The organism is Methylobacterium indicum (assembly GCF_001043895.1).
GTDB lineage: Bacteria > Pseudomonadota > Alphaproteobacteria > Rhizobiales > Beijerinckiaceae > Methylobacterium > Methylobacterium indicum.
In genome coordinates this window covers 17,096-41,035 of record NZ_JTHF01000155.1, presented here as the reverse complement: position 1 = coordinate 41,035, position 23,940 = coordinate 17,096, and the positions used below count along the sequence as shown (strand labels likewise).

The following is a 23,940-nucleotide window of genomic DNA, read 5'->3' as shown; positions in this document are numbered from 1 at the left end:
GTCATGTCCCCGACACCTCCCCGCCTCGTCCCGCCCTCCTGCGCCTCTGGTGGCGTCGCGCCCGGGACCGCCGGGTCCTCGCCGAGCTGACACCGGCGCAGATGCTGGATACCGGGCTCGATCCCGATACGGTGCGGCGGGAGAGCCGCAAGCCGTTCTGGCGCGCCTGACCGCGACAGGCCGCGCGGCGGCGCGACATTTCCCGCCGGCCCGCTGGTCACCGGTGCCGCCGCCGCGTTACCTTGGAGGTGGCAAGATCGGAGGCGCGCGATGCCGGAGACCGAGACCCTTCCCGACCTCGTCGGTGCGGTGCCCGAGACGGTCGTCCGTCCGGCGATCCACCTCGATCACTGCGTCATCCACGTCTCGGACTGGGAGCGCTCCACCGCCTTCTACCGGGACGTGCTCGGCGCGGAGGTCGTTCCGGTCGGGCGGGGCTACGCCTACCGCTTCGGCGGCGTGCAGCTGAACTGCCACGGGCCGGGCCAGATCGGCGAGCCGCGGGCCCGGCTGCCGGTGGCGCCCGGCAACAGCGACCTCTGCTTCCGCTGGCACGGCCCGATCGAGGAGGCGATCGTCCACCTCGAGCGTCACGGCGTGCCGGTCGAGCTCGGCCCGGTGCCGCGGCACGGCGCGGTCGGCGAGGGCATCAGCGTCTACTTCCGCGATCCCGACGGATCGCTGATGGAGTTCATCACCTATCCGACGACGTGACGCCGGGCGGCGCCGAGGATCGCCGCCGACGGGACGGATTCCGGGTCGAGACGAGTCCGCCGCCGCGACCGCGCGGCCGCGGGTTTCGCCGATCGCATTCACGGCGGGGAAACGCCCGCCGGGGCAGGATGACGGACGCCCCCCGGTCGGTCCGTCATGCCCCTGCCTCTCTTCCTGCTCCCCCCGACGACGCGGATCCGGGCCTTCGGGCACGACCGGCGCGGCAGCGTCGCGCTGATCGTCGGCCTGACCGCCCTGATGCTGGTGATCCTGGCCGGGGCCGGGGTCGACTTCGCCCGCTCGCGCCAGGATCGGTCGCGCCTCGACGCCGCCCTCGACGCCGCGGTGCTGGCCGGCGCCCAGGCGGTGCGGGCGGCGGATGCCAAGGGCCTGTCCGACGTGGCGATCCGCCAAGCCGGCAGCGACGCGGCCACCCAGCTCTTCGCCACCCTGGCGCCGAAGGCGGCCACGGCCACGGCGCCCCAGGCGACGTTCACCGTCGCCCTGACGGGCCGCAGCGTCACGGTCTCGGGCACCTACACGGCCTCGACGAAGACGACCCTGATGGGGATCATCGGCACCACGGCGATGCCCTATGACGGGGTCTCGCAGGCCAGCGCCGACCTGTCGCCCCTGATCGACGTCTACCTGCTGATCGACGTCTCGGGCTCGATGGCGCTGGGGGCGACGAGCGCCGACATCGCGGCGCTCCAGGCCAACCTGAACGGATGCGCCTTCGCCTGCCACGACGGCCAGCCGGTGAAGAATACCAATTTGGACAGCTACCAGTGGGCCAAGGCGAACGGCATCACCCTGCGCCTCGACGAGATGAACCAGGGCATCCTGGATTTCGTCGCCTCGCTGCGCCAGCAGGAGGCGGCGAGCAAGCGGGTGCGGATCGCCATCTACGCGTTCAGCACCCAGCTCACCAAGGTGCTCGATCCGACGAGCGACCTGTCGAAGGTGGCGGGCAACCTGCCCAAGGCGCCGAGCGCCTCGGGCGAGAGCGACGGGGCGACGCTGTTCTCGACCATCATGCCGGCCTTCACCAAGGCGGTGGGCCCGAGCGGCGACGGCATCACCACGCCGAAGAAGCTCGTGATCCTGGCGACCGACGGCGTCGCCGATCCGGGCCGGTCCTGGACCTGGGACGTGCCGAAGCGCGCCCTCGTCGCGCCCTTCGATCCGGCGCAATGCGCCGCCCTCAAGGCGCCGGGCGGCAGCGCCAAGCTGCCGGTCTGGGTCGGGGTGATCTACACGCCCTACCTGCCGATGACCTGGGACTGGGGCTACAACGCCACCCTCGGCCAGCCGAGCCAGATCCGCGGCCGGGGCACGCGCCTCGACGACATCCCGTCCCAGCTCGCCGCCTGCGCGACCAGCGGGGACTTCTACATGGAGGCGGGCAAGACCGGCGCGATCGGCGACGCGATGAGGAAGCTGTTCAACACCTTCGCGCAGGTCCGGCTGACGAACTGAGAGCCTCCGGTCAGAGCCCCGAGACGAGATGGCCGCCATCGACCGGCAGGGTCGCGCCGGTCATCCAGCCGGAGGCGTCGCCGGCCAGCAGCAGGAAGGCGCCGTCGAGGTCCTCCGGACGGCCGAGGCGGCGCATCGGGATGCGCTTGAGCATCGCCTGGCCGGGAGCCGTCTCGAAGAACTCGCGGTTGATGTCGGTGCCGATATAGCCCGGCGCCAGCGCGTTGACCCGGATGCCGTAGCGCGCCCATTCGAGGCCGAGCGCCTGGGTCATCTGCACCACGCCGGCCTTCGAGACCGTGTAGGGCCCGACCCCGCCGGCGACCCGGAGGCCGAGGATCGACGCGACGTTGACGATCACGCCGCCGCGCCCCGCGTCGCGCCAGGCGCGCGCCGCCGTGGTGGACATCGCCCAGACGCCGCGCAGGTTGGTGTCGATCACCCGGTCGAACGTCGCGATGTCGACGTCGATCGCCGCCCCGCCCTCGGCGATGCCGGCATTGTTGACCACCACGTCCGGCAGGGCGTGCAGGGCGTGCAGGGCCGCGAAGGCGGCGGTCACCGAGTCCGCATCGGCGACGTCGAGGGAGACCGCCCGGGCCTCCGGGGCGCCGGCGGCCAGGAGATCGCGCACCAGGGCGTCGAGCTTCTCCTTGCGCCGCGCCGCCACCGTGACGGCGGCGCCGCACCGGGCGCAGAGCCGGGCGAAATGCTCGCCGAGGCCGCCCGAGGCCCCGGTCACGAGGACGTGGCGGCCCTTCAGGCCGGCTGCGAGGTCCATGGTCTCCCCCCGGGATCGTGTCTCGGGCCTGCCTCGTTCGCGGGCAAGCCTCGTTCCATCGGCGAGCCTCGCCGATGCTGGTTCTCAGCTGGCCCGCGTCTGGGCCAGCTGCTGGTTGGTCATCTCAAGGCGATGGGCGAGCTCGCGCATCACCGCGATGGCGATCTGCGGGAACTGGCTCAGAAGCTCGAGAAAGACCCGCCGGTCGATGCGGAGCGCCGTCGTCGGCACGGCAGCGGTCACGGTGGCGGAGCGCGGCTGGTCGGCCAGGATGCCCATCTCGCCGACGAGCGCGTTGGCGCCGAGCAGGGCCAGGCGGATCGGCCCCTGCGGCCCGTCCAGGGTGACGGCCGCCTCGCCCTCCAGGATCAGGTAGGCCGCATCCGCCGCATCGCCCCGGTCGAAGAAGCGCTGTCCGTCGGCGAAATGCACCCGCTCGCTGGTGAAGGCGAGCAGCTTCAGGCGAGCCGGATCCACCTCGCGGAACATCGGCACTTGGCGCAGCGACTGCACCTCGGTCTCTAGCGTCATGCCCTTACATCCTGCTCGACGCGCGCCGGTTCCGGCCCCGTCTCGTTGTCGGCGCGCCCGGAGACTGCCGCAGCCGGCGCCGCAACGCCAGCCCCCGCCGGCACCTCTCCGCCGGAGGCTTCGCCCGCGGCGGGTGCCGGGGGCGCCGCCTTCGCGTCCGGCCCGTGGATCTGCGTGCCGGCGGCCCGCAGCACCACCTCGAATCGGTCGGCGACGCGGTCGTTGGGGAGCACCGCCACGAGGCTGTTCTCGCGGCCGAACCGCTCCAGCAGGAGTCCGAGCACCGTGCGGGCCCGGTTCTCGCCCATCGGCGAGAGGGCGCCGTCCAGGACGAGGAGGTCGGGCCGGCGGATCAGGGCGCGGACCAGGCTCACCACCGCCCGCTGTCCCCCCGACAGGAAGCGCCCCTCGGGACCGACCTGGTGGTCGAGGCCGACCCGGGTGATGGCGGGGGCGAGCCGCATCTCCTGGACGAGGGCGGTGCCGGTCGCCGTCACGGTCTCGACGGCGTCGGCGACCGACTGGTTGATGCGGCCGAACAGCAGGTTGTCGCGCAAGGGGGCGGCGGCGCAGACCTGGTCGGGATCGTAGAAGTCGACGCCGCCGAGACCCGCCTCGTCGAGGGCGGTGCGCAGCTGGCCTCGCGCCTCGACCAGCCGGTCGCGGAAGGCGTCGTCGATCAGGCCGAGGCGGTGACGCGGCTCGATATAGGCCAGCGGCAGGGCGATGAGCCGCGTCGCGTCGGCCGAGCCGTAGCGGCCGAGCCCGATCCAGCGCCGCCGGATCCGGTTGAGCATCCCGCCGCCGTGGCGCTCGGCCGAGGCCTCGGTGGCGGTGCGGCGGGCGAGGATCGCCTCGAATTCCGGCAGCTCGTCGGCGGAGAGGAACGAGAACTGCTCGAACAGCGGGTGCCCGCTCGGCAGGCCGCGGAAGATCTCCAGCATGGTGGCGGCAATCCGCTCGCCCATGGTGACGAGGTCGTCGGCGAGACCGGTGCGGTCGAGGACGAGGCGCACCACCGCGTGCTCGGCGAGCGCCCGTCCGGTGAGCGCCGTGGTGGTCGGCACGCCGAACAGCAGGTTCTCCGCCACCGTCGCCTGACGGTTGTAGCGGGCGGGGTCGAACGGCTCGACGAGGTGGGCGTGCCCCTCCGCGGCGAGGCGCTCGCGGAAGGCGATCCGGGCCTCGATCAGCCGGGCAGCGAGATCGGGGTGGCGCTCGGGATCGACCTGGCCGAGGAGACCGAAACGGTAGACCTCCTCGCCCATGCCGATGCGGGTGAGCCAGTCGAGGATCAGGGCGTCGAGCTCGCGCGCGTCGGCGACGCCGGCCTGGGCGTAGTCGATCCAGTCCGCCGGGAACGGCTCGACCGGGTTGCCGGTGCGGTGGGCCTCGGCCAGCAGCTTGGCGTCGGCCGAATGAGTGCCGGAGGCCGGCGGGCGGCGGTTGAGGCCGTACACGATGTTGTCGCGCAAGGACCCCGGGAACAGGATCGGGTCGACGCCCGCGAAGGCGATGCGCCGGGTGAGCGCGGCGCCCGCCCAGTCCGCGAGGTCGTGCCCCTCGAGGGTGACCCGGCCGGAGGTCGGCACGACCCGGCGCGCCAGCACCCGCGCGAAGGTCGAGGCGGCGGGACCGCCGTCGCTGACGATGGCGACGATGGCCGGCAGGGGCAAGGACAGGGAGACGTTGGAGAGGACCGGCCCGTGCGGCTCCTGCACGCCGACGCCCTCGGCGGCCAGCCGCCCGCAGAGCGAGTCGTCGCGGCCGGGCGCGTCGAGCCCGAGAAGCCGGTCGGGCAGGAACTGCTGCAAGACCTGCTCGTACTTCACCTGCACGTCGAGGCGCTGCTGGTCCCAGTCGATCAGCTCCTTCAGGGGCGGCGGCAGATCGCGATAGGCGGCGATCACCGCCACCAGCTGGCCGATGCTGAGCTGGCCCTTGAGAGCGAAATAACCGCCGATGCAGTAGAACAGGAACGGCGTCATCTGGGCGAGCAGGTTGTTCAGGAACTTGACCATGAACTTGCGCCGGTAGATGCGCAGGCGCAGGTCGAACAACCCGCCGAGGCGGTGGCCGATCTCGGCCCGCTCCCAGGCCTCGGCCCCGTTGGAATGCACCGCCGCGATGCCGTCCACCACCTCGCCGACCCGGCCGGCGAGGCGGCGCGAGGCGAGCTGGCGCTGGCGCCCAAGGCGCAGCAGCTCGCGCCGCAGGCGCGGGATGACCACGAACTGCACCCCCACCACCCCGGCGGCGAGCAGCCCGAGCCAGACGTTCTGAATCAGGATGAACGCCATCGCGGTGGCGGCCTGGGTGCCCAGGAAGGCCGGCAGGATGTAGGCGTCGCCGATGAAGCCGCCGATCGGCTCGACCTCGTCGCGGATGATGGTGGCGACCTCGGAGGCCTTGGTGTGGCGCAGCGCGTCCGGCGAGAAGCGCATGATCAGCGAGAAGAGCTGGAAGCGCAGGCGCCGCAGCATCCGCTCGCCGAGCGCCCCCTTGGCCACGTTGATCCAGTACTTGAAGGCGCCGTTGATCAGCACCAGCAGCAGGAACATCGAGGAGAGGCCGAACAGCAGCTCGAACCGGTCGACGTCGAAGCCGGAGAACAGCAGCCGCTCGCCACCAAACCAGTCCGGCACCTGCAGGCGCAGGATCAGGAACTTGGCGGTCTCGTTGCCCTTCTCGAAGGCGTGGCCCTGGATCGCCTCGTTGACGATGCGCCGCGGCAGGTCGAGCGAGGCGAAGTAAAGCGGCAGCGAGGCGAGCACGACGCCGCAGATCAGGATCTGGTCGCGCTTCGAGTGGCGCCAGATGTAGCGAAACAGGCTGCGGTCGAGGCCGCCGGAGGCGTCGCCCGCCTCCCGGTCGTTGCCGGCCCGGGCGGGCACCGCCTCCCGGCCCGCGACCTGCTCCCCGCTGCGGCCGTCGGCCGGGCGGTCGCCCGCCTCCCGGGCCATACCGCCGCCCGTCCGTTCCGCCGCTCCCGCCCCGCCGCTCATGGTCCGCCGCCCCAGATCCCGCCTGCCTGTGTAGAGGGGCGGAGCGGGGCTGGGAACCGCTGCCGCACCGGCACCGGCCGGCCGTGCGTCACTCCTTGCGCGGCTGCTCCTTTCGCGTGGTCAGGCCGCCGATCGGCCGGTCGCCGAACTGGCGGTTGGGCTGGGGGGAATCACCCGGCTCCTCCGTCGTGGTCGGGCGCGGGCTGCCCTCCTCGGCCGGCATCGCGGGAGGGGCGTCGCGGTTCGGCGCCGGGGCGGTCTCGGGATGCTGCGCCGCCTCGCGGGTCACCATGGTCCTGTTGGTCATCGGGATCGCTCCGAAACGGGCGGGCGCCGGCCCGCTTTCCGCGACATGAAACGGGCGAGCGAAATCTCGCCCGTCTGCCGCAAAGTCCGGGGCGAACGCCGGCCCGCCCGCGGGGTTCCCACCGCTCCGGGCCGCTTACGGCCAAGCTTCCGGCCGGTTCGCAGCATACCTGCGGCGGCGTGACTCAAGTCGCCGGCCCGCCTGTACTGGCCCGATTCGGGACCGTCTGCCCGGCTCAGCCTGCATGCGTGGCAGGAACCATCATTTCCGCTGAAGGTTGTTCGGTCTGAGAACACCGGCCAAGGAGGCACTCATGGCTACCGGAAATTCGACTTCGAAGCGCGGCTTCGCTTCCATGGATCTGGAGCGGCAGCGCGAGATTGCCAGCAAGGGCGGCCGCAGCGTGCCGGCCGAGAAGCGCTCCTTCTCGCAGGACCGCGAACTGGCCTCGTCGGCCGGCCGCAAGGGCGGGCAGGCCTCGGGCAGCGGGCGCGCCACGGACGAGTGAGGGCGGGATCCGGCAGGGCCGGCCCCTCGCGTCGATCCACGGACCGGCCCCGCGAGACCGGGGCGAACGGTTTGAGACCCATCCTCATGCGCCGGAGGGAGCCTCGATGCCCCTCCGGCGCATCGGCATGGGCCGCAGACGGCATGCCGGCACACGACGACGACCCCGGAGGCCCTCGGCCTCCGGGGTCGTCGTCGCTCTGAAGGGTGCGCCGGTCAGGCGGCGCGGGCGCGTGTCGTCACCACGAGGTTGCGCTTGGCCATCGCGGCACAGATCACGTCGTCGACGGGCCTCACCGCCGTGAGGCCGGCCAGCAGGCTCGCGAGCCGATCGATGTCCGGCTCGACCTGCCCGTCGCGATGGACCCGTTCCAGACGCAGCGGCTCGGGGGAAGGAAGCTCGTAGTCGCGGGGATCGGTCATGGCGGGCGGTCTCGTGACAAGAACCCGGCAAGGAACCGGGGGAAAGCTCGGCAAGCGTTCGGTTCTGCGAAGTGTCAGAGGGTCGCGATGCGGGAGGGAAGGCTGTCGCCGGCATCGGCGAGGCAGCGGCTCGGCAGCAGGCGGCGGGCCTCGTGCCCGGCAAGACCGCTGATCGCCCCCTCGCAGCCCTCCGGCATCCGGCGTACGGCCTGCCCGGCCTGACCGACGTCGCGCTGCGCCACCGGTGCACCTGCACGCTCGCGGACGGTGACCTGGGGAATGCTGGTGTCGCGGGCGACGAGCGTCGTGTTGCTGTGGGCGTCGGCCTGGTAGACGACGTCACCCGCCGCGTTGCGCAGGGTGACCTTGGCGGCACCGAGCCCGGTGATCTCGACCGCCACCGGCACCTGCGCCTTCGCGGCCGGACGGACCGGCCCGAGGCGGTCGCCCTTGATGGCCGCCTGCTCGACGGCCGGGCGGGCGAAGGCCTCGACGGAGTGCTGGACCAGCGGCTGGCCGACCAGCGCGACGAACGCGGCAGGAACCGTAATTCCGAAGAAGAACTGGGGGCGGAGCATACGCGTGGCCCTCGCGGCGAAGCTTGATTATGCTTTCTTAACGCGCGCCCGTCGGTAGTAGTTCCCGCCTCCGTGCCTGACTGGGACAGTTCGTGCCGGCAATGCGAGGCATCGTGGCAACCGCTCGTTAACCGGGTCGTGGCCCCGGCCCGCGCTCTACAAGCGCGGCTTTTTCGCCACATGCAACGACAAACGCGCGATCTTGCAGCGATGCGGAACCTTTCCGGTGGGATTCCCGTTGATATGGCAACCCGGCCACCTGGTCCTCCCCGCATTCCCCTTGTGCATTGGCCGGAAACTCTTCCAACGGGCCGGATCCTGATCCGGCCCGTTCTTTTGTATTGGGGCGCTGTTCACAGACACGGCAAAGTCTATCGGCAATGCAGGATGCGCTCTACGTCCCGACGCCTGTCGGCGCGATGGCCTCTCCGTGCGCTGCGAGACCGTTAGCTGACCGTTAACCGCGACGCGCCGCCGCAGCGACCGGACACAGGCTGGCTGCGGCGCGCCGATGACGGTCCGGCATCGAATCGGGGTCGTCTCGGGGCATTCGGCCTCACACCCGACCCGGCCGTTTCTCATGGCCCCGAGGGTCGGGGCCCGCCCTCACCAGCCGGAGCCCGTTCAGCCTGTCCGCTCCAGCGGGCCCCCTTGGTGAAGGCGGGATGCGGGGCATCGCGCGGGACGCCGCCCCGCCTGTCATTCACCGTCGCGACGCCCCCCCCTGAAACGACGAAGTCCCGGCCCCCGCCTCACGGCGGGTCCGGGACTGCGATGTGTCGAGACGCGCGCCGCGGGGAGCGGCACGCCGGGCCGTCAGGCGCTCGCGCGGGCCTCGCGGCGGCGGGCGCTCTGCTGGAAGAACAGCGCCTGGCTGATCACCGCCGAGACGTTGGCGGGCTGGAACGGCTTGGCGATGAGGAAGGCCGGCTCCGGCCGCTCGCCGGTGAGGAAGCGCTCGGGATAGGCGGTGATGAAGATCACCGGCACCTCGAACGACTTCAGGAGATCGTTCACCGCGTCGAGGCCCGAGGAGCCGTCGGCGAGCTGGATGTCGGCGAGGATCAGGCCGGGGCGCTTGGTCGAGGCGAGCTTGACCGCCTCGGTGCGGGTGCGGGCGACGCCGGTGACGTTGTGGCCGAGACCTTCCACCAAGGCCTCGAGGTCCATGGCGATCAGCGGCTCATCCTCGATGATGAGGATCTCGGTCGCCATGTCGGCGGCGAGCTCGCGGCCGGCCTCGTCGACGAGGTCGCGGACCTCCGAGACGTCGACGCCCAGGATGGTCGCGGCGTCCTCCTCGGAGAAGCCTTCGAGGCAGGAGAGCAGGAAGGCCTGCCGCGGCAGCGGGGTGATCTGGCCCAGCCGCACCTCGGCCGGCAGATCGTGCTGGGTCTGCTCGGTCTGGCCGTTGACCGACAGCGAGTTCCAGATCCGGGTGAAGACGCGGAACAGGTCGGCCTTGACGTTGGTGCTGCGCCCGAGGGTCTCGGGCTCGTTCACGAGCGTCTCGAGCGTCGCGGCCACGTAGGCATCGCCGGCCACCTGGCTGCCCGTGAGGGCGCGCGCGTAGCGACGCAGGTAAGGCAGGTGCTGCACCACGAGTTGTGCTGTCGACATTCAGATCCCCTTGGTCTTCTCGTTCCGCTCGGGTCTTATCGTTGGGTTCGTCGGACCTCGTGCCCTTCAACGCCGCGCCGCCGCATTCGTTCCGATGCGGCGCGGAACTGATTCCCCGGGAACGCGTTGTCGCCGCAAGCGCGCGACCCGGCATACCGGGCGCCATGGCATCGCTCTGTCCGCGTGTCCAGGACGGGCGAAGGGGAATGGTATGAACGATGGCAAGGGGATGCAGGACCCGGGATCAGGGGGTCCGCGATCGTCCCATCAGTCCCCGGAGAACGGGGACGATCCCGCCGCCGGGTCCGGCGAACCCACGCTCGATCGCGGCGTCCAGGGGCGCATCGGCTCGCATTTGCGTGCCATGTACGACGAGATGATGCAGCAGCCGATTCCCGACCGCTTCCTCGATCTCCTCGCCAATCTGGAACGAGGCGCCGCCGCGCCGCCGCCCGAGACGACCGACGAGTGATCCGTGCAGGGTCGCTCGACGCGAAGCGCCCTTCGCATGCGCCCGATACAAGCGCGCCGCCCCTCGCGGGGAGGGACGGCGTGGGTGTTGCAACGTTCAGGTCTCGATGCCGACCCGGCGGTATCCCGCCGGTCAGAGCGTCGGCGAGCGCCCGCGCATCAGGCCGACCACGGCCGAGATGGCGAACAGGACGACGGCGACGAAGAAGATAAGCTTGGCAGCCTCGACCGCCGTGCCGGCGATGCCGCCGAAGCCGAACAGCGCGGCCACCAGGGCCACGACGAGGAAAGTGACAGCCCAACCCAGCATGGCGCGACCCCTCTTGTCAGATCTCTCGGCCGACGGCCGATCATGGCAAGATAACGGCAAGCCTGACTATAGGTTCCGATCTGTCGCAGGTGGCGCAATCGCCTCGGACACCCCACATTGGAATGGCGTGGTCGGCGGGGGCGGCGCGGAACTCGGGTTTCGCGCCATACGTTCTCACCGGCGTCTGGATGGAGGCTTGATGATGATCCGTTCCAATGCCCTGCGTGCCGGCTTCGTGCTGCTCGCCCTGCTGGCGGGTCTCCTCACGGCCTCGCCGATGGTGATCACCGGCATACTCGCGGCGCTCGGCCTCGCGGGGGCGCTGGCGGCGGCCGGTGCCCGGGCACAGGCCCCGGCTCTCGTGCCGGTTCGCGTGCGCGACCGTCGGCGGCGCTGAGACGCGCCCTCCCCTCTCGCGAACACGGCGGGCCCTCGTCCCGCCGTCTTCCCTCATCAACGTGCGCCCGCTTCGCAGCGGGCGGTCAGCGAAGCCGCTGCAACTCGCGCTCGCGGTGCCGCAGCCGCAGCAGCAGGTCGACCTGGTCGAGCGGGATCGGCTGCCGGTCCACGGTCCGCTCGTAGAGCGAGCGCAGCGTCCGACCGAGCCGCCGTTGCGCCTCGGCGCCGAGCGCCGGCAGGCCCGTCTCCTCGACGCAATCCCGGGACGCACTCACTTCCTGATTCATCGGACCACTGGCCCCGTGCCGTCGCGCGGATCCGAGGGAAGGCTGACCCGCGCCGAGACGAAGGACTCTCGGCCGACATGGTAAAGAATTCGTTAAAATTTTATCTTTGTTCACCATGCCGATCGCGGCAGCGCTGCCAGATCGCCACCATGGCGAATCGTCGCCTGAGCTTGACCATACAGCAAGATCGGCCGTCGCGGCAGGCTTGACGGCTTCGCCGCTCGGGTCAGGCCTCGGCGGCCTGCAGCAGGCGGGCGGCGGCGGCCCGGGCTTCCTCGGTGACCGTGGCGCCGGCGAGCATCCGGGCGATCTCCTCCTGGCGCGGCATCGCCGCGAGCGGCTTCACCCGCGTGGCGACCCGGTCGGAGCCCTTCACCGCCTCCTTGGCGATCAGGAAATGCGTCGAGGCCCGGGCCGCGACCTGCGGCGCGTGGGTGACCGCGACGGTCTGGACCCGCGCCGAGAGCCGGGCGAGGCGGGCGCCGATCGCGTCGGCCACCGCGCCGCCGACGCCGGTATCGATCTCGTCGAAGATCAGGGTTGGGGCCGAGCCCTTGTCGGCCAGCACCACCTTGAGGGCGAGCATGAACCGCGACAGCTCGCCGCCCGACGCCACCTTCATCATTGGGCCGGGACGGGTGCCCGGGTTGGTCTGGGCCCAGAACTCGACCCGGTCGAGGCCGGCGGGATCGCGGGCCTCCGGATCGGTGGCGATCTCGGTGATGAAGCGGGCGCGCTCCAGCTTCAGCGGCGGCAATTCGGCCTGCACCGCCTTGTCGAGGGCGGAGGCCGCCTTGCGCCGGCCCTTGCTCAGCGCCTCGGCCTTCTCGAGATAGGCCGCGTCGGCGGTGGCCAGCGTCGCCTCGAGGCGGCCGAGCGCCTCCTCGCCGGCATCGATCACCGCGACGTCGCCTTCGTAGCGCCCGCGGAGCGCCGCGAGGTCGTCGACCGCGACGTTGTACTTGCGGGCGGCCGCCCGCAGGCCGAACAGCCGCTCCTCGACCCGCTCCAGCTCGCGCGGGTCGAACTCCGCCGCCTGGAGCGCGTCCTCCAGGCTGGTGCGGGCCTCGTCGAGAGCGACGAGCGCGTTGTCGAGGGCGTTGATGCTCGGCTCGACGAGCCCCGGCGCCTGGGCGGCGCGGCGCTCGAGCTTGCGTAGCGCCGCCGAGAGATGGGCGGTCGGCGAGCCCTGGCCGGCGACGGCGTCGAGGGCCTCGTTGAGCTCGCGGGCGACCTTCTCGCCCTGCTGCATCAGGGTGCGGCGCTCGGCGAGCTCGGTCTCCTCGCCGGGCTTCGGATCGAGGGCGGCGAGCTCCTCGACGGCGTGGCGCAGGAAATCGACCTCCTTGCGGGCGGCCTCGACCCGGGCGCGGTGCTCGGCGAGCGCCGTACGGGCCTGGCGCACCCGGCGCGCGGCCTCCGCCACCGCGGCCTGGCGGGTGCCGAGGCCCCCGAAGGCGTCGAGGATCGCCCGGTGGGTGGTGGAATCCGACAGGGCCCGGTCGTCGTGCTGGCCGTGGATCTCGACGAGCGCCGCCCCGATGGCGCGCAGCACCTGCACGCCGACCGGCTGGTCGTTGACGAAAGCGCGGGTGCGCCCGTCCGCGACCTGGATGCGGCGCAGGATCAGGTCGCCCTCGGTATCGATGTCGGAGGCGGCCGCGATGGTCCGGGCCGGATGGTCGGGGGCGACGTCGAACACCGCCGTCACCTGGCCCTGCGCCTCGCCCTGGCGCACCAGGCGCCCGTCGCCGCGGCCGCCGAGCGCCAGCGTGAAGGCATCGAGGAGGATCGACTTGCCGGCGCCGGTCTCCCCGGTCAGGACGCTCAGGCCTTCGCGAAAGTTCAGCTCGAGCTTATCGATCAGGACGATGTCGCGGATCGCGAGCTGAACCAGCATGCCACCCTTGCCGGGACGTGGAGGAGGAAGGGACGAGGAGGGACGGGCGGGTATCTACAGCCGAACGGGCCGCGGCGCGAGTGCGCGCCACGGCCGCATGTCCGACGGGACGCCGCGAGGCTCTTACTGCGCCTCGGCGGTGCGGGTGTCCATCCCGATCACGCCGCGGAACGCCTTGCTGATCCAGGAGGCCTTCTCCTCGCGCGGCTGCAGGCCGCCGCTCTGGAGCAGGTTGTAGGCGTCCTTGTACCAGGGCGAATCGGGGAAGTTGTGGCCGAGCACCGCCGCGGCGGTCTGCGCCTCGCCGGTGATGCCGAGCGCCATGTAGGCCTCGGCCAGGCGCTCCAGCGCCTCCTCGACGTGGCGGGTCGTCTGGTACTTGCTCACCACATCGCGAAAACGATTGATCGCGGCCGGGAAGTTGCGCCGCTCGAGGTAGTAGCGGCCGATCTCCATCTCCTTGCCGGCGAGCTGGTCGCGGGTGATCTGGATCTTGGCCTTGGCGTCGGCGGCGTATTCCGAGGTCGGGTACTTCTGCACCAGCTCGGTCAGCGCCACGAGGGCCTTCTCGGAGCGGTCCTGGTCGCGGGTCACGTCCGGGATCTGCTTGTAGTGCGACATCGCCAGTAGGTACTGGGCGTAGGCCGCGTCCTTCGAGCCCGGATGGCGCTGCAGGTAGCGCTTCGAGGCGGTGATCGCGTCCTCGTAGCGGCCGCCCTCGTAGTTCGAGTAGGCGGTCATCAGCACGGCCTTCCGCGACCAGTCGGAATAGGCGTATTGCTTGTCGAGGTCCTCGAACTTCTTCGTGGCGCCCTCGTAGTCGCGATCCTCCAGCTTGGCGAGGCCCTGGCTGTAGATCTTGTCGGCCGGGACGTCGGGGACGACCTCGGTCTTGTACTTCTCGTTGGCGAACGGATTGATCGAATCGATCGCGTCGCAGCCGGCAAGTCCCAGGCCGCATGCCGCGAGCAGCGCGGTCCGCAGGACGGTCACCTTCGCGGCGCGAAGCGGGTGGGCGAACGGCATTCGGGTTCTTCCCCAAGCAGGCGGCTTGTCGTGCCGCTGATCCACGAGCCCCTTAGCCCAGGCCGGCGCGGCGCGCCAAGCCCGTGAGGGCCACAGCGCGGAAGCAAGCGGCCATCGGTCGGGGACTTCTTTAACCCTGTGGGGCGAATAGGGCGCCAAGACGGCGCGGAGAGGCGCGAGATCTGCGAAAGACCGGCATTCCGTGCCGAAAGCCGCCGGATGTGGCCCGGCCGCAACGGTCGCGCGCTCAGAGTTCCGGCGCGTAGACGGCGGCGCCGAGGCCGACGCCGAACTCGGCGAAGACGGGCTCGCGGCGGGCGGGGCTGCCCTCGACGATGGCGTAGTTCGACCGATCGGCGAAGAGGGCGGTCAGCACCGCGACGTTGAGGCCGTGGCCGCCGCAGAAGGACTGGTAGGCGCCGAGGATCGGCAGGCCGGCCAGCGCCAGGTCGCCGACCGCGTCGAGGATCTTGTGGCGGACGAACTCGTCCGGGTAGCGCAGGCCCTCCGGGTTGACCACGCCGCCGTCGCCGACCGCGACGGTGTTCTCCAGCGAGGCGCCCAGCGCGAAGCCGGCCTTCCAGTAGCGCTCGACGTCGCGCATCATCCCGAAGGTGCGGGCGCGGGCGATCTCGCGGCGGTAGGCGGCGGGGGTGAGGGTCAGCGCCTTGCGGCTGCGGCCGATGACCGGGCTCTCGAAATCGATCTCGACGTCGAGGTGGAAGCCGCGCTCGAACGGGCGCAGCTCCGAATAGGCGCGGCCCTTCTCGGTCCGGACGGTCTTCAGCACCTTGATGAAGCGGCGGGGCGTGCCGCAGGAGGTGGTGCCGGCCGCCTCGATCGCCGCCACGAAGGGGCCGGCGCTGCCGTCGAGGATCGGCATCTCGGGCCCGTCGATCTCGACGAGGCAATTGTCGATGCCGAGCCCGTAGAGGGCGGACATCAGGTGCTCGATGGTGGCGACGGCGCCGGTCTCGCGGCTGCCGATGACGGTGCAGAGTTCGGTGGCGCTGACCTGGGCGTGGTGGGCCTGGATCAGGCGGTCGCGGTCGTCGGGGAGGCCGGTGCGCAGGAAGGCGATGCCGTGATGCGCCTCCGCGGGATGAAGGGTGATCGAGACGGGGTTACCGGAGTGGACGCCGATGCCGGAGAGGCTCGCGGCGGAGCGTAGGGTCGTCTGCTGACTTGTTCTCATTACCTCAGCCCTCGGCCGCGACTCACCATCATGTCCTGTTGCCCAGGCCACGTTTCGAGGCGATCCGTCCGTTGCTTGAAGCCCCTGTGGGTGTCGGTGCCGGCAATCGCCTGGCCTTCGCCCTTGTGCGTAGAAAACCTATAGTCGCGCTCCGAAGCACGGCCAAATCACGGATTCTTACGCTCTGTAACAACTCCGGGGACCCGCATCGGACTCGAAAAGCCCTTACCCTTCAAGAGTTTAAAAAACGCGACGACCCCGAGGCCGGGGGGCCTCGGGGTGTGTCATTTGGGCGGCACTGCGGGCCCCGCGTGGCCGGATCGGGGCACCAGGGGCACCCTTGGGCACCGCCTGCCGGCGATACCCCCGGGCGGGATGCTCCCCGAGGCTCCCGCGGTCAGTTCGCCTGGCGGCGCAGGAAGGCCGGGATCTCGAGCTGATCGTCGTCCATCATGCGGGTGCCGGCCGGCACCGTGCGGCCCTGCGCGTCGAGGTTGCCCTGCGCCGGACGGTAGCCCTGGGGCTGGGCCGGGTAGCCGGCCTGCGGGGCGTATTGGGGCGCCGGCTGGCGCGGGGCGGCCGGGGCGTGCTGGACCGGAGCCTGATGCACCGGAGCCTGATGCACCGGAACTTGGGGCATCGGCCGGGGCGCCGGCTGCGGGGCCGCGTGAGCCTGCGGCGCGGGGGCCTGGGCCGGCTGGCCGGCCTCGTCCTCGCGCCGGCCGCCGAAGCCGACGGTGGCGAGGCGGCGCAGCAGCGAGGTGCGCTTGGCGTCGGGGCTCACCTGCTGGACCGGCTCCTCGCCGCGGCTGGCGCGGATCTGGTTCTGGGCCGGCATCGGCAGGTCCTGGACCCGCGGCATCCGGGGGGCGCGCACCACCGCCGGGGACGGCGGGATGAACGGGCCGGAGGCCATCGGCATCTGCGGCTCGGACGCCGCGACCGGGGCCGGGGCCGGCTCGTAGACCGGGTTCCGCGGCTGGGCCGGGGTGATCTGCACCTCGTCGCGCATCAGGCTGGCGGCCTGGTGGGCGACCGGCATCTCCATGCGCACCGGCTCGGGAGCCGGGGCCTGGGCGTGCATCGGCGCATGGAGCGGCGCGTGCATCGGGGCATGCGCCACCGGCTCCGGCGCCGGGGCCCGCGCTACCGGGGCCTCGGCGGGACGAAAGGAGGGGGCGGGCGCCGCCGGGGCGGCGGCCCGGGCCCGCGCCTCGGCCCGCAGACGCTCGGCGACCTCGGCGATGCGCTGCTCGGTCTGGGCGATCTCCGGCGAGCCGATCGCGTTGGCGTTGATCAGGGCCGGCTCGATGCCGGTGGCGACCACCGACACCCGGATGATGCCGTCGAGGCTCTCGTCGAAGGTGGCGCCCAGGATGATGTTGGCGTCGGAATCGACCTCCTCGCGGATGCGGGTGGCGGCCTCGTCGAGCTCGTAGAGGGTCAGGTCGTTGCCGCCGGTGATCGAGATCAGCAGGCCGCGGGCGCCCTTCATCGAGACGTCGTCGAGGAGCGGGTTGGCGATCGCGGCTTCCGCGGCGCGGTTGGCGCGCTTCTCGCCGGACGCCTCGCCGGTGCCCATCATCGCCTTGCCCATGCCGCGCATGATCGCCCGCACGTCGGCGAAGTCGAGGTTGATGAGACCCTCCTTCACCATCAGGTCGGTGATGCAGGCGACGCCCGAATAGAGCACCTGGTCGGCCATCGCGAAGGCGTCCGCGAAGGTGGTCTTCTCGTTGGCGACCCGGAACAGGTTCTGGTTGGGGATCACGATCAGGGTGTCGACGGCCTGCTGCAGCTCGTTGATGCCCGACTCGGCGGTGCGCATGCGGCGCACGCCCTCGAACTGGAACGGCTTGGTGACGACGCCGACGGTCAGGATGCCCATGTCGCGGGCGGTGCGGGCGATGACCGGGGCCGCGCCGGTGCCGGTGCCGCCGCCCATGCCGGCGGTGATGAAGCACATGTGGGCGCCCGAGAGCTGATCGCGGATCTCGTCGATCACCTCCTCGGCGGCGGCGCGGCCGACCTCGGGCTGCGAGCCGGCGCCGAGCCCTTGCGTCACCCCGATGCCCATCTGGATCACGCGCTCGGCCTTCGAGGAGGTCAGCGCCTGGGCGTCGGTGTTGGCGACCACGAACTCGCAGCCGAGCAGGCCCGACTCGATCATGTTGTTGACGGCGTTGCCGCCGGCGCCGCCGACGCCGAACACGGTGATGCGGGGCTTCAGTTCGCGGATGTCCGGAGCTTGCAGGGAGATGGCCATGATGCGCGAGCCTCTGATGATCGTTTCGTTTCTGGTGGCGCCTCGAGCGGCGCCGTTTGCCGTCCCGCCCCTCCGGCGCGGCCCGTTTCCGGGGCCCGCGCCGGGAGGCGATCCCGTTAGAAGCTCTCCCGGATCCAGCGTCCGACCTTGGAGAGGTACGTATCGGAACCGAGGCCCGCATGGCCGGACTGGCCGCGCGGCTCGAAATGCTCGACGTGCGAGACCTGGGGGTAGACCAGGAGCCCGACGGCGGCCGAGAAGGCCGGGCCCTTGGCGGCCTCGGGCAATCCCTTGATGCCGAGCGGCCGGCCGATCCGGACCTGCCCCTGCAGGATGCGGCGGGCGACCTCCGGCAGGCCGACGAGCTGGCTCGCGCCGCCCGTCAGAACCACCCGGCGCCCGGCCTGGGCGGCGAAGCCCGCGTTGCGCAGGCGGTCGCGCACCAGCTCCAGCACCTCCTCGACCCGCGGGCGGATGATCCGCACGAGGTGCGATTTCGGGATGTGGTGGGGCAGGTCGCGCTCGTCCTCGTCGACGCCGTGGACCGCGATCATGTCGCGCTCGTCGGACGCCGTCGCCATGGCGGCGCCGTACAGGGTCTTCAGCCGCTCGGCCGCCGCCACCCGGGTCGAGAGCCCGCGGGCGATGTCCATGGTGACGTGGTGCCCGCCGACCGCCAGCGCGTCGCAATGGACGAGGTGGCCGCCCGAGAACACGCCGACGCTGGTGGTGCCGCCGCCCATGTCGACGACGGCGACGCCCATCTCGGCCTCGTCGTCGACCAGCGCCGAGAGACCCGAGGCGTAGGGTGTCGCGATCACCGCCTCGACGCGCAGGTGGGTGTTTTCCACCGCCAGCATCAGGTTGCGGGCCGCCGCGATCTCCGCGGTGACGACGTGGAGGTCGACGCCCAGCCGCTCGCCGAGCATGCCCGACGGGTCGACCACCGCGCTCTGCTGGTCGAGGGAGTAGCCGGTCGGCAGGGCGTGCAGCACGGCGCGCCCCGGGCTGATGCTGTGGGTGCTCGCCGCCTCCAGCACCCGCTGCACGTCCGTGCCGGTGACGGCGCCGGTGCGCACCGGGACCTTGGCGTCGAAATGCTGCGAGCCGAGGCGACCGCCCGACAGGCTGACGATGACCGACTGGACCTCGACCCGGGCCATGCGCTCGGCGGCGTGGACCGCCTGGCGGATCGAGGTCTCCGCCGCCTCCAGGTCGACCACGGCGCCGCCCTTGAGCCCGAGCGAGCGCTGGTGGCCGATGCCGATGATGCGGGCGAGGTGGGTGCGGCCGCGCAGGGTCGCCAGCGTCTCGACCGGCTGCAGCTCGGCGACGAGGCAGACGATCTTGCTGGTGCCGATATCGAGCACCGACAGGGTCGCGCTCCGGCGCGCCGAGAGCGGCTTTAAGCGCGGCGTGAGACCGTGCTGGAGGAGACTCATGACGCGACGCTCACGGAGGGCTGGGACACGGGAACGGAGGGGCGGGGAAGACCGGCGGGCGTCACGTCTCGCGCGCGGGTCATGTCTCGGTCCCCTTCGGCTTCTTCTGCTGCTTCTTCTGGGCCTCCAGGCGCGCCGCCGCGCCCTCCTCGGTCAGCCGCACCACCACCCGGTCGGGCAGCCGCAGGTCGACCGCGATGATGTCCTTCTCGAGCAGGCTCGACTCGGCCTCGAGCTTGACGAGACGGGCCACCGCCTCGCGGGCGCCGGTCTCGGGCAGGCGCACGTCGATGCCGTCGAGCTTGAGGGTCCAGCGCCGGCCGGACACCAGGGTGCCGGCGCGGATCCGGTCCTTGAGCGGGCCCGCGGCCTCAAGGAGCGCGAGGTATTCCTTGGTGCGCAGGTTCGCCTCCTCGCCCACCACCAGCGGCAGGTCGGAGAAGCGGCCGTCGCGCATCTGGTCGATCACCGTGCCGTCGGCGGCGATCACGGCGATCTCGCCGTTGCGCTGCCACAGGGCGCTCGGCTCGCGCTCGGTGAGCGTGATCAGGAGCTCGCGCGGGTAAATCTTGCGCACCGAGACCGCGCCGATCAGCGGCACGGTGGACAGCCGGTCGCGCACGTCGACCACGCTGAGGAAGGGCAGCGAATTGCGCTGGTCGATGCCGGCGGCCTGCAGGATCTCGGCCGAGCGCAGCTGCACCAGCCCCGAGATCGTCACCTTGTCGAGGCCGAAGCCGAGCGCCCGGGCCGCCATGTCGAGGGGCGTGCCGGAGCGGGCCGCCAACTCGGCATACCCTCCGCCGGACACGAAGCCGGCTCCCGCGACGAGGCCGAAGAACCCGAAGGCCAGGCCCATCCCGAGGTGGCGCGGCATCCGCCGCTCGATCGGCACCGCCACCGACGAGCGGCGCGGGCGGAGGAACCGCGGCAGGGAGCGGGCCAGGCGCGATTCGCGCGCAGGGCCGCCCCAGGCCGGCGCCGTCCCCGGAGGGGGAGCGGGCGTGCCGGCATCCCCGCCGGCGTAACCGGCGGCGATCGGCGGCTCAGGGAAGCGTCCTCCACCATCCATTGGACGAGTTCACCGAAACTGGACCCGGCACGGGCTGCGATCTCCGGCGCGGGAAGCGGCCTCGAATCGTCCGGGGCCTGTCGTCCGGCCCCGGGGACCACGGGCTCACCGGGGCGGAGAGCCCGGTGGTCGTCGTGGCGTGAAGGGTCGGTGCGGCTGGCGTCCCGGCGTCCAAGTGCTTGATGCGCCGTTAACGCCAACTCTCGAACTCGCTGGTAAATATCCGGTAAAATTTCCGGCCCGGGCACGGGAATCGCGTGCCTCCCGGCCCCCGGTGTGGCCGCGCGGCGAGCCCCGGCGGCGGGCCTCGATCCGTCCCTCGGCGGGGTCCCGGGCCGGCCTGTCAGCGCCTCGCACGGCCCCGGATCGTCATGCGCTTACAAACACTTGCGGGCGGACCGGGCGGCCCGCCGCTGCGGGGCCGGCGGCACCGTCCGGGCTCGGACGGGGCCGGGATCGTGAGCGGCGGGGGGCGCCCCGCCGCCGCGGGTGCGGCTCATCCGCCACAGGGTCGATCGTCGGCCGGACCCGCCCGGTTGGTTAACCCGCGGGCCGATTCGCGAATCAGCGGGCGGGCACGCCGATGCGCTTGATCTCCCAGTGCAGGTCGATCCCGGAGGTCTCGCGGACGCGGGCGCGCACCTCCTCGCCCAGCCCCTCAATGTCGGCCGCGGTGGCGCCGCCGCGGTTGATCAGGAAGTTGCAATGCATCTCCGAGACCTGGGCGCCGCCCCGGGTCAGCCCGCGGCAGCCCGCGGCGTCGACGAGCTGCCAGGCCTTGGCCCCGGGCGGGTTCTTGAAGGTCGAGCCGCCGGTGCGCTCGCGGATCGGCTGCGCCGCCTCCCGGGCCGCCGTCACCCGGTCCATCTCAGCCTCGATCGCGGCCCGGTCGCCGGGCTTTCCGCGATAGGTCGCCTGGGTGAAGATCAGGTCGGCGGGGGCCGAGCAGTGGCGATAGGCAAAGCCCATCTCGGCGTGGGACAGGACGTGCAGGGTGCCGCTCCGGTCGACCGCGCGGGCCTCGACCAGGACGTCGGTGGTCTCGCCGCCATGCGCCCCGGCATTCATCCTGAGCGCGCCGCCGATCGAGCCCGGGATGCCGCGGTAGAAGGCGAGGCCGTCGAGCCCGGCCTCCGCCGCCGCGCGGGCGAGCTTCATGTCGGGCACGGCCGTGCCGGCCCGGATCGTCTCGCCCTCGACGTGAATCGACCCGAAGGCCTTGCCGCCGAGGCGGATGACGAGCCCCGGCACGCCGCCGTCGCGCACGATCAGGTTCGAGCCGAGCCCGATCACCGTCACGGGCACCTCGGGCGGCAGGGCGGCGAGCGCCGCGGCGAGGTCGTCCTCGTCGGCCGGGGTGAACAGCACGTCGGCCGGCCCCCCGACCCGGAACCAGGTCAGGTCGGCGAGGGGGTGGTCGGGCAGGAGGCGCCCGCGCAGGGCGGCGGGGGCCAGGGCGGCGAGGATGGCGGCGGAGGTCGTCATGGATCCGTTCGGGATGATGCAGGATGCCCCTCCCCGCTGACGGCGGAGCTGTCCGGGGCCAGGAAAATGCGCGGGTTCTCCCCTCTCCCCGCGGGCGGGGAGAGGGCTGCGTCCCCGTTCAGGGGATGCAGCGAGCCCGCAGGGCGGGGGTGAGGGGGTGTCTCCGGAAGAGCCTCGCTCGTCGAGCCCCCCTCACCCTCGCTTCGGCTTCGCCTCCGCTTGCCGTGTCCCCTGGACGGTGACACGGCCCTCTCCCCGCCCGCGGGGAGAGGGGATACCCGCGCTTCGTCCGTCTCCCGGAACACCGGCATGGGCGAGGATAGGCGACCCTCCATGAGGGAGGCCAGGATGGTCTCAAGGACGCCGGTGATGTTGCGCGCGACCTCGCCGTTCCAGAACCGGAGCACGCGCCAGCCCTGCGAGGTCAGCCAGGCGTCGCGCTCGCGGTCGTAGACGCTCTCGGCATGCTGGCTTCCATCAAGCTCGACAACGAGCTTCGCCTCGCGGCAGGCGAAGTCGGCGAAGTAGCGCCCGACTGCCAGTTGGCGCACGAACTTGGCCTCGGCCAAACGACGGTCGCGGAGCCGCGACCAGAGCGCCCGCTCGGCGTCGGTCTGGGTCCGCCTCAGGGTGCGGGCCCGCGCCGTACCGGGATCGTCGGGGCCGCGCATCCGAGTGTCAGAGCCTCACGCCGCCTTCTCGCCGGTCGAGGCGAGTTCGCCCGGCAGCGCGTAGGCCCATTGCGTGATGTTGCCGGCGCCCAGGCACACCACGTAGTCGCCCGGGCGCGCGAGCCCGCCGACGATGCCGGCGAGGTCCTCGGTGCGCTCGAGCGCGATGGCGTTGCGGTGGCCGCGGGAGGTGAGGCCCGCCACCAGGGTGTCGCGGTCGATGCCCTCGATCGGCGCCTCGCCGGCGGCGTAGACGGGGGCGACGATCACCGTGTCGGCGTCGTTGAAGCAGGTGCAGAAATCGTCGAACAGCGAGGCCAGCCGCGAGTAGCGGTGGGGCTGCACCACCGCGATCACGCCGCCGTCGGTCGAGGCGCGGGCGGCCTTGAGCACCGCCCGGATCTCGACCGGGTGGTGGCCGTAATCGTCGAAGATCTGGACGCCGTTCCACTCGCCGGTGCGGGTGAAGCGCCGCTTGACGCCGCCGAAATTCGCCAGCGCCTTGCGGATCGCGTCGGGCGACACGCCGAGCTCGTGCGCGACCGCGAGCGCCGCGGTGGCGTTGAGCGCGTTGTGCTTGCCCGGCATCGGCAGGACGAGCTCTTCCATCTCCATCCGGAAGCCGGGGCGGCGGTCGCGGATCATGACCCGGAACCGGCTCTGGCCGCCCTTCAGGTCGACGTCGAGCAGGCGGACGTCGGCCTGGGGGTTCTCGCCGTAGGTGACGATGCGCCGGTCCTCGATGCGCCCGACGAGGTCCTGCACCGTCGGGTGGTCGATGCACATCACGGCAAAGCCGTAGAACGGGATGTTGTCGATGAAGGCCCGGAAGGCGTCCTTGATCGCGTCGAACGAGCCGAAATGGTCGAGGTGCTCGGGATCGATGTTGGTGACGATCGCGATGTCGGCCGGCAGCTTCAGGAAGGTGCCGTCGGATTCGTCGGCCTCGACCACCATCCAGTCGCCCTCACCCATGCGGGCATTGGTGCCGTAGGCGTTGATGATGCCGCCGTTGATGACGGTGGGATCGAGGCCGCCGGCATCGAGCAGGGTGGCGACGAGGGAGGTCGTGGTGGTCTTGCCGTGGGTGCCGGCCACCGCCACGCAGGACTTGAAGCGCATCAGCTCGGCCAGCATCTCGGCCCGGCGCACCACGGGCAGGCGGCGCTCGCGGGCGGAGACCAGCTCCGGGTTGTCGCGGCGGATCGCGGTCGAGACCACGACGAGGGCGGCATCGGCCAGGTTCTCGGCCCGGTGGCCCACGAAGGTGCGGATGCCCTGCTCGGAGAGCCGGCGCACGTTGGCGTTGTCGGAGGCGTCCGAGCCCTGCACCGTGTAGCCGAGATTGTGCATCACCTCGGCGATGCCGGACATGCCGATGCCGCCGATGCCGATGAAGTGGATGGGTCCGAGCTTGTTCGGCAGCTTCATGGAAGTCGGAGTCCTTCGCGTGTCTTCTTGTTCGAACGGC

Annotated in this window: 22 protein-coding genes and 2 pseudogenes; 5 read left to right on the top strand and 19 right to left on the bottom strand. The window is 71.8% G+C overall.

What is annotated here, in order from left to right:
* Positions 1-270 precede the first annotated feature (270 nt).
* Together QR78_RS18865 and QR78_RS18860 are read left to right on the top strand one after the other, a co-directional pair.
* Positions 271-714: a VOC family protein gene (locus QR78_RS18865; RefSeq protein WP_048429101.1), complete on the top strand. Its 444-nt coding sequence runs from the start codon at positions 271-273 to the stop codon at positions 712-714.
* A 156-nt stretch (positions 715-870) separates the two neighbouring features.
* Positions 871-2,193, top strand: a complete 1,323-nt coding sequence (locus QR78_RS18860; RefSeq protein WP_048429100.1) for a pilus assembly protein — start codon at positions 871-873, stop codon at positions 2,191-2,193.
* Positions 2,194-2,203: 10 nt separating this feature from the next.
* Here QR78_RS18860 and QR78_RS18855 read toward each other — a convergent pair whose 3' ends face one another.
* The 4 genes from QR78_RS18855 to QR78_RS18840 form a co-directional block, all read right to left on the bottom strand.
* Positions 2,204-2,974, bottom strand: coding sequence for an SDR family NAD(P)-dependent oxidoreductase (locus QR78_RS18855; RefSeq protein ID WP_048429099.1), 771 nt, complete (start codon positions 2,972-2,974; stop codon positions 2,204-2,206).
* A gap of 84 nt (positions 2,975-3,058) precedes the next feature.
* Complete coding sequence (locus QR78_RS18850; protein ID WP_048429098.1) at positions 3,059-3,505, bottom strand: Crp/Fnr family transcriptional regulator; 447 nt, start codon at positions 3,503-3,505, stop codon at positions 3,059-3,061.
* Positions 3,502-6,468, bottom strand: coding sequence for an ABC transporter ATP-binding protein/permease (locus tag QR78_RS18845; protein WP_244278488.1), 2,967 nt, complete (start codon positions 6,466-6,468; stop codon positions 3,502-3,504). Before QR78_RS18845 ends, QR78_RS18850 begins: the two co-directional genes overlap by 4 nt.
* A 130-nt stretch (positions 6,469-6,598) precedes the next feature.
* Positions 6,599-6,817, bottom strand: coding sequence for a hypothetical protein (locus QR78_RS18840; RefSeq protein WP_048429097.1), 219 nt, complete (start codon positions 6,815-6,817; stop codon positions 6,599-6,601).
* A gap of 313 nt (positions 6,818-7,130) precedes the next feature.
* On the opposite strand from QR78_RS18840, the gene QR78_RS18835 reads away from it, so the two are divergent.
* Positions 7,131-7,325 (top strand): con-10 family general stress protein, encoded by a 195-nt coding sequence (locus QR78_RS18835; RefSeq protein ID WP_048429096.1) that lies wholly within the window; start codon positions 7,131-7,133, stop codon positions 7,323-7,325.
* Positions 7,326-7,540: 215 nt separating this feature from the next.
* On the opposite strand, the gene QR78_RS18830 is transcribed toward QR78_RS18835, so the two are convergent.
* The 3 genes from QR78_RS18830 to QR78_RS18820 form a co-directional block, all read right to left on the bottom strand.
* Complete coding sequence (locus QR78_RS18830; protein ID WP_048429095.1) at positions 7,541-7,747, bottom strand: hypothetical protein; 207 nt, start codon at positions 7,745-7,747, stop codon at positions 7,541-7,543.
* Between the two features lie 74 nt (positions 7,748-7,821).
* Positions 7,822-8,325: a hypothetical protein gene (locus QR78_RS18825; protein WP_048429094.1), complete on the bottom strand. Its 504-nt coding sequence runs from the start codon at positions 8,323-8,325 to the stop codon at positions 7,822-7,824.
* Positions 8,326-9,141: 816 nt separating this feature from the next.
* Entirely contained in the window at positions 9,142-9,945 is an 804-nt protein-coding gene (locus QR78_RS18820; protein WP_048429093.1) for a response regulator, read from the bottom strand.
* A 211-nt stretch (positions 9,946-10,156) separates the two neighbouring features.
* Between QR78_RS18820 and QR78_RS18815 the strand changes: the two genes are divergently transcribed.
* Positions 10,157-10,417 (top strand): NepR family anti-sigma factor, encoded by a 261-nt coding sequence (locus QR78_RS18815; RefSeq protein WP_048429092.1) that lies wholly within the window; start codon positions 10,157-10,159, stop codon positions 10,415-10,417.
* 132 nt (positions 10,418-10,549) lie between these two features.
* On the opposite strand, the gene QR78_RS32990 is transcribed toward QR78_RS18815, so the two are convergent.
* Complete coding sequence (locus tag QR78_RS32990) at positions 10,550-10,726, bottom strand: DUF1328 domain-containing protein (RefSeq protein ID WP_048429091.1); 177 nt, start codon at positions 10,724-10,726, stop codon at positions 10,550-10,552.
* A gap of 199 nt (positions 10,727-10,925) precedes the next feature.
* Between QR78_RS32990 and QR78_RS18805 the strand changes: the two genes are divergently transcribed.
* Positions 10,926-11,123, top strand: coding sequence for a hypothetical protein (locus QR78_RS18805; protein ID WP_048429090.1), 198 nt, complete (start codon positions 10,926-10,928; stop codon positions 11,121-11,123).
* A gap of 85 nt (positions 11,124-11,208) precedes the next feature.
* Here QR78_RS18805 and QR78_RS18800 read toward each other — a convergent pair whose 3' ends face one another.
* The 11 genes and pseudogenes from QR78_RS18800 to murC all read right to left on the bottom strand — a co-directional run bounded on the left by QR78_RS18800 (position 11,209) and on the right by murC (position 23,900).
* Entirely contained in the window at positions 11,209-11,400 is a 192-nt protein-coding gene (locus QR78_RS18800) for a hypothetical protein (protein ID WP_338100689.1), read from the bottom strand.
* A 238-nt stretch (positions 11,401-11,638) separates the two neighbouring features.
* Positions 11,639-13,312 (bottom strand): DNA repair protein RecN, encoded by a 1,674-nt coding sequence (gene recN, locus QR78_RS18795; RefSeq protein WP_048429088.1) that lies wholly within the window; start codon positions 13,310-13,312, stop codon positions 11,639-11,641.
* A gap of 123 nt (positions 13,313-13,435) precedes the next feature.
* Positions 13,436-14,338: an outer membrane protein assembly factor BamD gene (locus QR78_RS18790; protein ID WP_048429087.1), complete on the bottom strand. Its 903-nt coding sequence runs from the start codon at positions 14,336-14,338 to the stop codon at positions 13,436-13,438.
* Positions 14,339-14,585: 247 nt separating this feature from the next.
* On the bottom strand, positions 14,586-15,533 hold the full coding sequence (gene lpxC / locus QR78_RS18785) for a UDP-3-O-acyl-N-acetylglucosamine deacetylase (RefSeq protein ID WP_048429086.1): 948 nt from the start codon (positions 15,531-15,533) through the stop codon (positions 14,586-14,588).
* Between the two features lie 397 nt (positions 15,534-15,930).
* Positions 15,931-17,799 carry a cell division protein FtsZ gene (ftsZ, locus tag QR78_RS18780; RefSeq protein WP_048429085.1) on the bottom strand — a complete coding sequence of 623 codons (1,869 nt, stop codon included), beginning with the start codon at positions 17,797-17,799 and terminating at the stop codon, positions 15,931-15,933.
* A 116-nt stretch (positions 17,800-17,915) separates the two neighbouring features.
* Positions 17,916-19,241, bottom strand: coding sequence for a cell division protein FtsA (ftsA, locus tag QR78_RS18775; protein ID WP_048429084.1), 1,326 nt, complete (start codon positions 19,239-19,241; stop codon positions 17,916-17,918).
* 79 nt (positions 19,242-19,320) lie between these two features.
* A complete protein-coding gene (locus QR78_RS18770; protein ID WP_048429083.1) occupies positions 19,321-20,313 on the bottom strand; it encodes a cell division protein FtsQ/DivIB in 993 nt (330 codons plus the stop codon).
* A 127-nt stretch (positions 20,314-20,440) separates the two neighbouring features.
* Positions 20,441-20,537: pseudogene (locus QR78_RS36725) on the bottom strand (D-alanine--D-alanine ligase); the annotation flags it as partial.
* A gap of 340 nt (positions 20,538-20,877) precedes the next feature.
* On the bottom strand, positions 20,878-21,798 hold the full coding sequence (murB, locus tag QR78_RS18765; RefSeq protein ID WP_048429082.1) for a UDP-N-acetylmuramate dehydrogenase: 921 nt from the start codon (positions 21,796-21,798) through the stop codon (positions 20,878-20,880).
* A gap of 320 nt (positions 21,799-22,118) precedes the next feature.
* Positions 22,119-22,469, bottom strand: a pseudogene (locus QR78_RS36120) (endonuclease domain-containing protein); the annotation flags it as partial.
* Between the two features lie 15 nt (positions 22,470-22,484).
* A complete protein-coding gene (gene murC / locus QR78_RS18755; RefSeq protein WP_048429081.1) occupies positions 22,485-23,900 on the bottom strand; it encodes a UDP-N-acetylmuramate--L-alanine ligase in 1,416 nt (471 codons plus the stop codon).
* Positions 23,901-23,940: the final 40 nt, after the last annotated feature.